This window comes from Methanocaldococcus sp. FS406-22, assembly GCF_000025525.1.
In the GTDB taxonomy this organism is placed as follows: Archaea; AGJL01; Methanococci; order Methanococcales; family Methanocaldococcaceae; genus Methanocaldococcus.
Map to the genome: position 1 here is coordinate 821484 of NC_013887.1, position 12330 is coordinate 833813.

Below are 12330 nucleotides of genomic sequence, written 5' to 3' on the forward strand. Positions count from 1 at the left end.
AATTTATGGGGAAGATAGTAATTGAGCCCCTATCAAGATTGGAAGGGCATGGTAAGGTTACAATAACCTTAGATGAAAATGGAAAGCCTAAAGATGTTAAGTTGCATATAACTGCATTGAGAGGATTTGAGCAGTTTGTTATTGGGAGACCAGCAGAGGAAGTGCCAAGGATAGTACCAAGAATCTGTGGTATTTGTCAAACAGCTCACCACTTAGCGAGTGTTAAAGCAGTTGATGCCGCTTGGGGTGTAGAAATTCCAGAACCAGCTAAAAAATTAAGAGAGTTAATGCATATTGGGAACATGATTCATAGTCATGCATTGCACTTCTACTTCTTAGCAGCACCTGACTTTGTTCTCGGCCCAGAGGCAGACCCGGCAATAAGAAACATTGTTGGAGTTATAGACAAAGCTCCAGAGGTTGCTAAGCAGGCAATTGCCTTAAGAAAGTTTGGTCAAAAGATTGTTGAGGCTGTTGGAGGAAAGGCAATCCACCCAGTTACTGGAATCCCAGGAGGGCAGGCAAAAAGATTAACAGAAGAAGAAAGAGATGAGTTATTGAAAGATGCTGACCAAATGATAGAATATGCAAAAAATGGAGTTGAATTAATAAAACAATTAAATGAGCAATATATGGAACAAATAAAGACATTAGGAGTTATAGACACCTATTACTTGGGTTTAGTTAAAGATGGAAAACACAACTTCTACGATGATACCTTAAGATTCTTATCACCAGATGGAAAGGAGAAGGTTGATTTCAAACCAGCTGAGTATTTGGATTACATAGGAGAACACGTTGTTCCTCACAACTACGTCAAATACCCATACTATAAAAAGGCTGGATATCCAGATGGTATCTACAGAGTTGGGCCTTTAGCTATGTTAAATGTCTGTGATGCTATGGAGACACCAATAGCAGAAGAGTATAGGAAGGAGTTCTTTGATATCTTTGGATTCCCAGCTAATCAGTCACTAGCTTATAATCATGCAAGATTGATAGAGTTAGTTGAAGCATGTGAAAAGGCAAAGATACTGTTAGAGGACAACGATATTACATCAGATGATATAAAAGCAGATGTTGAACCAAAGGCTGGAAACGGTGTTGGAGTAGTTTATGCTCCAAGAGGTGTTTTAATCCACAACTATGAAACTGACGACAATGGAATTGTTGTTAAAGCCAACATGATTGTTGCAACAACTCACAACGTCCCAACAATGGAGAAAGCTATTCAACAGGCAGCTCAAGTAATCTTCAAATAAATTAAATTTTTGATATTATGATTGATATTATGATTATCAAATCATTGTTATTTGGTGATAAACATGGCTGAGAAGAGCACAGTTAAAGTTGATGAAGTGAAGTTAAACCTAATAGAGATGGTTTTAAGAGCTTACGACCCTTGATATTCATGTGCTGCTCACATAATAGTTAAAGATGAAAAAGGAAACAAAATTATTGAGGTTATTAAAGAATAAGCCCACAACCGAACCCAATTTGGGAGGTTGTGGGTATTTTCCCCCTATGCGGGGGGAATTCGCTAAAATCCTTTTTCGGATTTTAGCATATAATTTTTAGGAGGATGGGATTGATGAGCATAACAATTCAGAGGGATGCTTGTTTGGTGTGTTATGCGTGTCAGGCGGAGTGTCCAACCAAAGCAATAGATATAGATAATTTTAACGTTTGTAACTTGTGTATGGAGTGTGTTAAGGCTTGTCCGACTGGGGCTTTGGTTGAGGAAGAAATAGAAATCAACGGAAAGAAGTTGAAGAGGGTTAGTTATTTGGCTCATAAGTGTGAGAAATGCGGTAACTGTGCTGAGGCTTGTCCTATTGGGATAAAGAAGGTTGATGATGACTTCCCTTACTCAAAAGGACATTGTGTCCTTTGCCAAAAATGTATTGAAGTTTGTCCGATTGAAATCATCTCCTTGCCTGGAGTTATTGATAAGCCTAAGAGGGAGGTTAAGGCTCCGAAGGAACCGATTGTAGTTACAGAGGCTTGTGTTGGTTGTGGAATTTGTGTTCCTGAGTGTCCTGTAAGTGCAATAACCTTAGAGGATGGGAAGGCAGTTATTGATAAGAGTAAGTGTATTTACTGTAGTATTTGTGCTCAAACATGTCCATGGAATGCCATATTCGTAGCTGGTAAGATACCTAAGAAGAGGAGGAAGGAGGTTAAGAAGTTCGAAGTCAATGCAGAGAAGTGTATCTACTGTCTAAAGTGTGTCGAAGTCTGTCCAGGGAATATGATTAAGGTTGATAAAGAAAATATGATTGTCATCCCACCAAAATCATGTCCAGCTTGTAAACTCTGTGTAAACACCTGCCCAGTCAATGCATTAGAGTTAGAGGTTAAGTTAAGCTCACCACACCCAATAACCGATGAAGGTTTAGTCATCGTAGAAGAGGACTATGAGGTTTTGAAAAAATGTGCCTCAGTCTGCCCAACTGAGGCAATAGTAGTCGATGAGGATAAAAAAGAAGTCAGAATGTGCATCGTCTGCGGAGCTTGTACTGTAGCCTGCCCAACCGGAGCTTTAAAATTAGGTAAGATAGAACATAACGGTAAAGAGTATAACAGAATCGAATTCAGCCCATACTTATGTGACAAATGCGGAAAATGTGTAGAAGTCTGCCCAATGAAGACTTTAAGACTATCAAGAGGCAAACTACCACTAAAAGGCTACTGCGTAATGTGCTTACTCTGCTTAAGTGTTGCTGAGAAAGAGAAGAAAGGAAAGAAGGTTTTGGAATTAAGATAATTAAAAAAGGGGTGAATCCCTTATGGTAAAGGTTGTTAGAAACGTTGTCTGTCCATTCTGTGGGACTTTATGTGATGACTTAGAGATTTTGGTTGAAGACAACCACATAGTTGGAACAAGACATGCTTGTAGAATTGGTAACGCTAAGTTTATGCACTTTGAAGGGGCTGTGAGATATACAGAGCCATTGATGAGAGAAAATAAAAAGGATGAGTTCAAAAAAGTTGATTATGAAACTGCAATTGAAGAGACTGCAAGACTATTAGTTGAATCCTCATTACCTTTAATTTACGGATGGAGTGCTACTGAATGCCACGCACATATGTACGGGGTTGAGTTAGCTGAATTGGTTGGGGCTGTTATTGATAACACTGCAAGTGTTTGACACGGGCCTTCTGTTCTGGCATTGCAGGATGTAGGATACCCGGTCTGTACCTTAGGAGAGGTTAAGAATAGAGCTGATGTAATTATTTATTGGGGTTCAAATCCAATGCACGCCCACCCAAGGCATATGAGTAGGTATTCAGTATTTGCGAGAGGATTTTTCAGGGAGAGGGGTAGAGAGGATAGGACTTTAATTGTCGTTGACCCAAGAGAGACTGATACTGCAAAGTTGGCAGACGTGCATTTGCAGGTTGAGCCTCATAAGGATTATGAGTTAATTAGTGCAATGAGGGCTGTATTAAAAGGCTTTGAATTGCAAGTAGATAAAGTTGCAGGAGTTCCAGTTGATTTAATCTATGAAGCTATGGAAATATGTAAGAATGCCCAGTTTGGAGAGTTGTTCTTCGCTATGGGAGTAACAATGACAAGAGGTAAGCATAGAAACATTGACAATGCCATCCAATTGGTTATTGATTTAAATGCTTACACAAAATTCGGACTAATGCCAATGAGAGGACACTACAACGTCAATGGATTCAACCAAGTATTAACATGGGTTACTGGTTTCCCATTTGGAGTTGATTTCTCAAGAGGATATCCAAGATACAACCCAGGAGAAACAACAGCTAATGACTTGTTGCAGAGAGGAGAGACTGACATGATGTTAAACATCGCTTCAGACCCTGGGGCACACTTCCCACAAAAGGCAGTGCAACATATGGCAAAGATACCATTAGTTTGTATCGACCCACACGAAACACCAACAACTCAGTTAGCTAACATTATAATTCCTCCAGCAATTGCTGGAGTTGAGGTTGAAGGAACTGCTTATAGAATGGATGGAGTTCCAATTCAGTTGAGAAAGGTTATAGACCCACCAGAGGGTGTTTTACCAGATAGAGAAATATTGAAGATGCTCATTAAGAAAGTTAAAGAGATGCTCTAAAAACACTAATAAGAAAAGTATAAATATTAGATTTGTATTTAATGAGATATTGGGGTGGGCGTGCAACGCTAACCATCTTTGGGGTATCCTACATCCTGCGTTGACACGTCGTATGTTGGAGGGGAACCCGTAAGGGACCCTCCAACACTTTATTATTTTAGACAGTTAAATTTGTTAATTCAAATATATAAATTAAAATTAAAAATAAATAAGGAGAAGAAATTATTTTTCTTTTTTTACCAAGATCTTGTTTATTCCATCTATAACTGCCTCAACTGAAGCTCTAACTATATCCTCACTTGCTGCTTTTGTTGTTATCTCCCTACCATATCCTTCTAAGGTTACGATAACCTCTGCCAATGCATCAGTTCCTCCAGTTATGGCATTTATATGATACTCTTTAAGTTTAATCTTCTCCCCAATTGCTTTTTGTATTGCTTTAACTGCCGCATCTACAGGCCCAACACCAATAGCTGAGCTTTTCTTAATCTCTTCTTCAATCTTTAAAGCAACTGATGCAGTTGGAATAACCCTATTTCCAGTCATAACTGCTATCTGCTCTAATTCAACAACTCTCTCTTCTTTAGCTAACTTACCAACAACATCCTCAACGATTGCCTCAACATCTCTGTCAGTAACTCTCTTCCCCTTATCTCCAAGGGCTTTAATTCTCTTAACTATCTCATCAAACTGCTCTTTATTTATATCTTTACCAACCTCAATTCCCAACTCTTTTAACTTTGCCTCAATTGCATGTGTCCCAGTGTGCTTACCTAATATTATCTTTCTCTTCTGCCCAACTAATTCTGGAGGGATAGGCTCATAGGTTAGTGCATGAGCTAAAACTCCGTGTGCATGTATTCCGCTCTCGTGAGCGAAAGCGTTTTCTCCAACGATTGCCTTGTTTGGTTGAACCTTAATTTCAGTGTATTTTGATACAAGTTGAGATATCTCATATAATTTCTCAGTTTTAATATTAGTTTTAACACCATAAATTGACATTAAGCTCATAACTACCTCTTCTAAGGCAGCATTTCCTCCTCTCTCTCCTAAACCGTTGATTGTGCAATGAACTTGCTCTGCTCCAGCTTCTATAGCAGCTAATGAATTAGCAACAGCCAAACCAAAGTCATTATGGCAATGCACAGATATAGGAACTTTTATCTCCTTCTTTAACTCACTTATTAAATAATACATAGCTCTTGGAATCATAACACCAACTGTATCTGGGACGTTGATTATATCTGCTCCAGCTTCAACTGCCTTTTTATAGACCTCTATTAAATAATCAAGCTCAGTTCTTGTAGCGTCTTCTGCTGAAAACTCTACTCTAATTCCATGTTCTTTTATATACTCTATAGCCTCAACTGCTATGTTAATAATTTCCTCCTTAGATTTTTTTAGTTTGTATTTTCTGTGCAATGGAGAGGTTGCTATAAATGTGTGGATTCTATCAACTCCGCAGTCAATAGCTACATCTATATCTTTCTTAACAGCCCTTGCCAATCCACAGATTTCAGCATCTAAGTTTAGTGAGCAGATTTTTTTAATTGCCTCCTGCTCTCCTAAGGAAGATACCGGAAATCCAGCTTCAATAACATCAACTCCTAAGTCATCTAATTTTATGGCAATTTCTATCTTTTCCTCTGGTGTTAGAGATACTCCAGGAGTTTGCTCACCATCTCTAAGTGTTGTGTCAAAGATATAAACTCTATCTGGAATATTTAGGTTTTCAAGGGCTTTTTTTATAATCTCATTCTCATCCCTATAAATTATCATAATCCCACCAAGAAACTTTTAGCATCTAACTATCTATTTTTGAAGGTATTATAAAAATTTAATTAACAACTAAAAATAAAATTATAAGCCCTAAATAATATCAACAATCCAGTTATTATCATAGAAGCTAATGATATAACCTTTATCTTTCCAACTGATTCTTTAAACACTGCCAAATATAGCAGAAAATAAGCTATTAAAGTAGAGAACATACTCATATCTACCAAAGTCTTTGCATCAAAGATTAACAGCATTATAACCAATAATGTATTTAAGATAACTCCATAATAGGGAATCTCTTTTCTTAGCTTTACAAATACTTTTGGGAATATCTTATCTTTTCCCATTCCATAGGGCATATATGAAAGGGTAAATAAAACACTGAAGGCACAGCTTGATATTATTATCAACATCCCAGCCAACAAAAATAGGTTATCTCCAATCAATATTTTTAATATCTCATCCAAGTTGTTTGTTTTGACATTTATGGATATTACAGTCAATGAAAACAGCAAATATAAAATTCCAATAATAAAAGTTCCTATCAAAAGCCCATAAGCTATAGCTTTTTGATTTTTAAATGCCGATAATGGCATTGTTATGCCTTCCCATCCGGTAGCTGTCCATAATCCAAAGTAAATGGTTAAGATAGCATTTTTTAGATTAAACTCTCCAATGCTATCAATTTTTATCCCATTTGAAAATACCATATATAGAATAATGGTTATTGTTAAAATCCCAAAGATTCTGACAAAGTTGCCTACTATCCTAATCCCAGCTAAGATTAAAGCAGTTAAAATAGCAATTAGAAACAATCCAACATAAGGGATATCAAATTTAGTATTAAACACTATTTCAAAGAATGACACCACTCCAGATAGAGCAAAAACCCCAGAGAGCCATAAAATATAAGCTGAAAAAATCCCTATCTCTCTACCTAAAATTTTCATTACAAACTTATAAACCCCTCCACTTTCACTTATCTTTGTTGATGCATAGGCAAATGGGGAAGCCATAATTAGAGATACAAATATCAACAAAACCCAACCCCATATTGTGGATTTTCCAAATAGCAAATAGGTTAATGGGGAAAGAACAAAAATTCCTCCACCAACAATAGATGTTATTGTTAAAAATACTGCATCTTTGAGTGTTAAATGCCCCATAGCTATAACCCCATACATTACTTAGACACATCAAAGCAAAAATATTTATTTAATATTGTGTTGTTTTATAATTATCTTTATCCAAAATTCGAATGAGGGATAAGATGAGGATGTTATTAATCCACTCTGATTACTTAGAGTTTGAGGCTAAACAAAAAACAAAGATTGCAGAGGAAACAGAAAACTTAAGAGGCAAGTTGGATGAGTGTTTAGCTTGCTTTATAGCCGTTGAGAGAGAGGATGAAAACAATCCAAAAGGGACTGCAATAGGAGCAGTTGAAGAGATTGAGAAGGTTGCCAATCAATTAAAGGTTAATAATATTGTTGTTTATCCTTATGCTCACTTATCAAGTGATTTATCCTCACCAGAAACCGCTGTAAAGGTTTTGAAAGACATTGAAGATATTTTAAAAGAGAAGGGTTATAATGTCTTAAGAGCACCATTTGGATGGTATAAGGCATTTAAAATAAGCTGTAAAGGGCATCCATTAAGTGAGTTATCAAGAAAGATTGTAGCTAAGGAAGAGAAGAAAGAGAAAGGAGAAGAATCCAAGTTTTATCTATTAAATCCAGAAACAGAGGAGATTGTTGAGCTAAGTGAAAACAACATCAACATAATCAAAGATGATGAGTTATTAGCTTTAGCTAAACATGAGTTGGGAATTAGAGAGCATAAAGAGCATGATGAGCCTCCACATGTAAAGTTTATTAAAGAGAAAGATATCTGCAGTTATGAAGAGGCATCAGACCCTGGACACTTTAGATGGTATCCAAAAGGTAAGCTAATTAGAGATTTATTGGCAGACTATGTTTATAACTTAGTTGTTAGTATGGGAGCAATGCCAGTAGAAACACCAATCATGTATGATTTGGGTAATAAGGCAATTAGAGAGCATGCTGACAAATTTGGAGAGAGGCAGTATAGGTTTAGACAGGGAAATAGAGAGTTAATGTTGAGATTTGCAGCATGCTTTGGACAGTTTATGATGAAAAAGGACATGTATCTATTGCCAAGATACCTCCCTTTAAAACTCTATGAATTATCAACATACAGCTTTAGATATGAGCAGAGAGGAGAGTTAGTAGGTTTAAAAAGATTAAGATGCTTCACAATGCCAGATATGCATACCGTTTGTTTAAACTTAGAACAGGCAATGGAAGAATTTGAAAAACAATTCTGGGAGTGTTTAAAGACAGGAGATGATTTAAATCTAAGTTATTCAGTGATATTTAGATTCACAAAGGACTTCTTTGATGAGCATAGGGACTGGTTCTTTAAGATAGCTAAAGAATATAAGAGCAAGTATGGGAAGGATGTTATCTTAGAGATATTGCCAAAAAGAAAACACTACTGGGTTGGTAAGGTAGATATTGCTGTTATAGACAGCTTAGGAAGGCCTATTGAAAACCCAACAGTCCAGATAGACGTTGAGAGTGCTAAGAGATTTGATATAAAAGTGCATACAAACGAAGGAGAGGTTTATCCAATAATATTGCACTGCTCACCAACTGGTTCAATTGAGAGGGTTTTATGTGGTTTATTAGAAAAAGCTGCTATAGAAGCTAAAGAAGGAAACGCTCCAATGCTACCAGTTTGGCTATCACCAATACAGGTTAGGGTTATTCCAGTAGCTGAGAGGCATTACGACTATGCATTAAAAGTTGCTGAGAAGTTGAGAGAAAGCAATATTAGAGCAGATTTTGATGATAGAGAAGAAAGTGTAAGCAAAAAGATTAGAAATGCTGGAAAAGAGTGGATTCCTTATGTTGTGGTTGTTGGAGATGAAGAAATGGAATCTGGCAAATTAACAGTTACCATTAGAGAGAAATCAACCTTAAAGAAACCATATAAAGAGAAGATGACAGTTGATGAGTTAATTGAGAGGGTTAAAAAAGAAACTGCTAACTACCCATATAGACCATTACCATTACCAATAAGATGCTCATTACAACCAAAGTTCCATTAAAAATTTCATAACAATAAATCTATATCTTTTTATTGTTATGCATGAAAAAGTATATAAACACCAATCAATATTTTTTTAAATAATTATCTGTTAGCTATTTTTTATATTACATATTCACAACTTTATAATGATTATAGCCTAACAAGCTTAATAAATTTAAAGCTATGGCTTTTTTACCATTAATTGTCGCTAAGAAAGCACCGCCCTTTAGGGCGGTGATGAATTAGGGGAGGTGGGTGGGACAAGCGTAATTTTTATATATTCGAAGTTAGAATCTAACGATTGTCCCCAGTCCACGTTATTATGGGTGGGATTCAGGCGAAATCAAAGATTTCGCTACCTGAAGCAGAAACTTCAGTCTCGAAAATCCCACCGCTGGGGACGTTAAGTTGGGAAAAGGTAGTCCCGAACCCCGAAAGGGGTAGGGATAGTGGGCTTGGCAACCCATGGAGGGTGAGGGTTTTAAACCCTCTGCTCTCCTAAAGAAACTCCGCCCTTTAGGGCGGAGAGTATGTCATAATTATCTGGGGGAGAGCATGATAGTAAAATGTCCAATTTGTGATGGAACTGGAAAAAAGATAGTTAAATATAAAACATGCCCTGTATGTGAAGGAACTGGATTTATAGATGAATTTTCACCAAAGCAACACATGAAAAGAGTTTCTAAGAGAGCTAATTATGACTTAGATTATGGAGAGATAGAATGTCCAAAGTGTAAAGGAACAGGAAAAGTTCCAGTTTATGCAAAATGTGACTTCTGCGGTGGAAGTGGAAAGGTAGTTAAATGTGATAGATGTGGAGCTATAATTGGAAAATATCCCGACTTTAAAGATAGGACATTGTGTGATAAGTGTTTAAAAGAAGAAGAAGAGAGGAAGAAAGGGCTTAGAAATGTGTATGTATTTGATGAACTTGCCACATTTTACGATGTTGAGCCAGGTAAATTTTACAAAGGGGTTGTTACAAGAATTGAAAAGTATGGAGCTTTCATTAACTTAAATGAGCAAGTTAGAGGGCTTTTAAGACCGAGAGATATGATAAGCTTAAAATTAGAAAATTTAAATATTGGTGATGAAATCATAGTTCAAGCAATAGATGTAAGACCCGAAAAGAGAGAGATTGACTTTAAATATATCCCATTAACAACCTATGATTTAGTTAAGTATGAAAAAGAAGTTCCTCTAACACAGATAAAGGATATATCTCAAAATTTAGTTGAGATGAGAGACCAGGTTGTGCATATTAGAGGAGAGGTTGTTCAGATTGTTCAGACACCAGGACCTACAGTATTTACAATAACAGATGGAACTGACTTTGCTTGGGTAGCTGCTTTAGAAATAGCTGGTTTGAGAGCCCATCCAGATGTTAAAGTTGGGGATATAGTTGATGTTATTGGAAGAGTTACAATAAGGGATGGAAGATTACAGATTGAGAGAATAAAGCTTCAAAAATTGGAAGGAGAAGAGGCAGAGGAGATTAAGAAAAAGATAGAGGAGGAAATTGATAGAAGGGCAGAACCAGCTAAGGATATACCATTCTTAGTTAAGAGTGAGATTTTAGAGAAACTAAGACCAAAAATGGCTGATGTAGCTAAGAGGATTAGAAAGGCAGTTTTAGATGGAAGACCAATAATTATTAGACATCATGCAGATACAGATGGTTATTGTGGAGGGATTGCATTAGAAAAGGCAATATTGCCAATAATTGATAAATTTGCTATAGATGTTGATGCAATATGGCACTTCTTTAAGAGAAGACCATCAAAAGCACCATTCTATGAATTAGAGGATGTAACAAAGGATTTAGTATTCTCTATAGAAGATGCTTTGAAATTTGGACAGAAACTTCCTTTGATTGTATTGATTGATAATGGAAGTACCGATGAGGACATCCCAGCCATATCCAAGGCAAAGGCCTATGGTATAGAGGTTATTGTTATAGACCACCACTTCCCTGGAGAGGTTGTTGATGGTAGAGTAGAGGTTGATGACTACGTAGATGCCCATGTAAACCCTTACTTAGTTGGAGGAGACAGCAACTTAACTGCTGGTGTCTTAGGAACTGAGATAGCGAGAATGATTAATCCTGATGTTGAAGATGAAATAAAGCATATTCCAGGAATAGCAGTTGTTGGAGACCATGCTAAAGGAGAAGAGGCAGAACAGTATGTAAAAATTGCCTTAGATAGATTAAATGAACTGAGTAAAAAATATGGTAAAGGAAGAACTTATGATAGGGAGTATTTAGAGAAAATAGCTTTGTGTATGGATTTTGAGGCATTCTACTTGAGATTTATGGATGGTAAGGGAATTGTTGATGATATATTAGCAACAAACATAAGAGAGTTTGGAAGGCATGAAGAATTAATAGATATATTGTATGAGCAGGCAATGAAGATGGTTGAAAGGCAGATGAAAGCTGTAATTCCAGCTTTAAAAACAGAGTTCTTAGAGAATGGCATTATATTGAACACCTTAGATGTTGAGAAATATGCCCACAAATTTACCTTCCCAGCTCCAGGAAAAACCACTGGATTTGCTCATGATTATATAGTCCAAAAATATGGTGAGGATAAGCCAATTATAACTCTCTCCTATGGTCCTGACTTTGGAGTTGTTAGGGCTACAGATGCAGTTCATGAGAAATATAACTTTAACTTAAACTTGATAGTTGAGCAGTTAATGGAAGAGATTCCAGAGGCATCTTTGGATGGAGGAGGGCATGAGTGTGCAGGTAGCTTAAAATTTGTTGAGGGGCTGAGAGATAAAGTAATTGGTAGATTTATTGAAATCATCAAAAGTATGAAACCAAAAGAGTGATTAGGTGAAAATAAAAATAATAAAATAATTTTTTAGATTTTTTTGCTCATTTCATATAAGAAGATAGCTAAATTACCCAAAGCTCCAATCTCATTTTCAACTATATATCTTCCTAAACCTTTCTCTAACTCTAATTTTGTGAATCCAGTTGATGCCCCACAGAAAACAACCAAATCATTTTCTCCAACTTCATTAAAATCTAATTTTTCATCACAGATGCTTTTATTTCCAATTAAAAATACCTTTTCAGGTCTTAAAACTTCTATGGCATCATCCAACTCTTCAAAGAATAAAACATTCTTTCCTAATTTGTATGCCATTTTATGTAGTGTTGGAATTCCACTCTGAGCAGCTGATGCTGTTGCCTTTGTTACAACTATTGTATTGATGTCAAATCCATAGGCAATTCTTCCAAACTCTTCTACCTGTTTAGCACTGTATGTGTTGTGTAAGCAAATGAACATTTTTCTCACCTTTTTAATTTTTTGTAATTTTTATTTTT

Annotated in this window: 9 protein-coding genes; 6 read left to right on the plus strand and 3 right to left on the minus strand. The window is 36.3% G+C overall.

Translation table 11 applies throughout. From position 1 onward, the window contains the following. Window positions 1-5 precede the first annotated feature (5 nt). From vhuA to MFS40622_RS04115, 4 genes are all read left to right on the plus strand, one after another. The gene (vhuA, locus tag MFS40622_RS04100) at window positions 6-1262 is read left to right on the plus strand and encodes a F420-non-reducing hydrogenase Vhu subunit A (RefSeq protein WP_012980416.1); all 1257 of its coding nucleotides are present in this window, start codon (window positions 6-8) and stop codon (window positions 1260-1262) included. A 63-nt stretch (window positions 1263-1325) separates the two neighbouring features. Next, the gene (gene vhuU, locus MFS40622_RS04105; RefSeq protein WP_012980417.1) at window positions 1326-1478 is read left to right on the plus strand and encodes a F420-non-reducing hydrogenase selenoprotein subunit VhuU; all 153 of its coding nucleotides are present in this window, start codon (window positions 1326-1328) and stop codon (window positions 1476-1478) included. A 113-nt stretch (window positions 1479-1591) separates the two neighbouring features. Further along, window positions 1592-2767 (plus strand): F420-non-reducing hydrogenase associated-polyferredoxin VhuB, encoded by a 1176-nt coding sequence (vhuB, locus tag MFS40622_RS04110; RefSeq protein WP_012980418.1) that lies wholly within the window; start codon window positions 1592-1594, stop codon window positions 2765-2767. 22 nt (window positions 2768-2789) lie between these two features. Next, complete coding sequence (locus MFS40622_RS04115; RefSeq protein WP_012980419.1) at window positions 2790-4097, plus strand: formylmethanofuran dehydrogenase subunit B; 1308 nt, start codon at window positions 2790-2792, stop codon at window positions 4095-4097. 222 nt (window positions 4098-4319) lie between these two features. Here MFS40622_RS04115 and MFS40622_RS04120 read toward each other — a convergent pair whose 3' ends face one another. Together MFS40622_RS04120 and MFS40622_RS04125 are read right to left on the minus strand one after the other, a co-directional pair. After that, the gene (locus MFS40622_RS04120; RefSeq protein WP_012980420.1) at window positions 4320-5876 is read right to left on the minus strand and encodes a 2-isopropylmalate synthase; all 1557 of its coding nucleotides are present in this window, start codon (window positions 5874-5876) and stop codon (window positions 4320-4322) included. 62 nt (window positions 5877-5938) lie between these two features. Next, window positions 5939-7042: an APC family permease gene (locus MFS40622_RS04125; protein WP_048197463.1), complete on the minus strand. Its 1104-nt coding sequence runs from the start codon at window positions 7040-7042 to the stop codon at window positions 5939-5941. Between the two features lie 104 nt (window positions 7043-7146). On the opposite strand from MFS40622_RS04125, the gene MFS40622_RS04130 reads away from it, so the two are divergent. Both MFS40622_RS04130 and MFS40622_RS04135 read left to right on the plus strand, forming a co-directional pair. After that, complete coding sequence (locus MFS40622_RS04130; RefSeq protein WP_012980422.1) at window positions 7147-9009, plus strand: threonine--tRNA ligase; 1863 nt, start codon at window positions 7147-7149, stop codon at window positions 9007-9009. Window positions 9010-9545: 536 nt separating this feature from the next. Further along, window positions 9546-11828: a DHH family phosphoesterase gene (locus tag MFS40622_RS04135; protein ID WP_012980423.1), complete on the plus strand. Its 2283-nt coding sequence runs from the start codon at window positions 9546-9548 to the stop codon at window positions 11826-11828. A gap of 32 nt (window positions 11829-11860) precedes the next feature. Here the strand turns inward: MFS40622_RS04135 and MFS40622_RS04140 are convergent, their stop codons facing one another. Continuing rightward, window positions 11861-12292 (minus strand): RecB-family nuclease, encoded by a 432-nt coding sequence (locus MFS40622_RS04140; protein ID WP_012980424.1) that lies wholly within the window; start codon window positions 12290-12292, stop codon window positions 11861-11863. Between the last annotated feature and the right edge of the window lie 38 nt (window positions 12293-12330).

Excerpts from the sequence above, each read along its gene's own strand:
- MFS40622_RS04135 (WP_012980423.1), top strand. The coding sequence starts at position 9,546 with ATGATAGTAAAATGTCCAATTTGTGATGGAACTGGAAAAAAGATAGTT.
- vhuA (WP_012980416.1), top strand. The coding sequence starts at position 6 with ATGGGGAAGATAGTAATTGAGCCCCTATCAAGATTGGAAGGGCATGGT.
- MFS40622_RS04125 (WP_048197463.1), bottom strand. The coding sequence starts at position 7,042 with ATGGGGCATTTAACACTCAAAGATGCAGTATTTTTAACAATAACATCT.
- MFS40622_RS04140 (WP_012980424.1), bottom strand. The coding sequence starts at position 12,292 with ATGTTCATTTGCTTACACAACACATACAGTGCTAAACAGGTAGAAGAG.
- MFS40622_RS04130 (WP_012980422.1), top strand. The coding sequence starts at position 7,147 with ATGAGGATGTTATTAATCCACTCTGATTACTTAGAGTTTGAGGCTAAA.
- MFS40622_RS04120 (WP_012980420.1), bottom strand. The coding sequence starts at position 5,876 with ATGATAATTTATAGGGATGAGAATGAGATTATAAAAAAAGCCCTTGAA.
- vhuB (WP_012980418.1), top strand. The coding sequence starts at position 1,592 with ATGAGCATAACAATTCAGAGGGATGCTTGTTTGGTGTGTTATGCGTGT.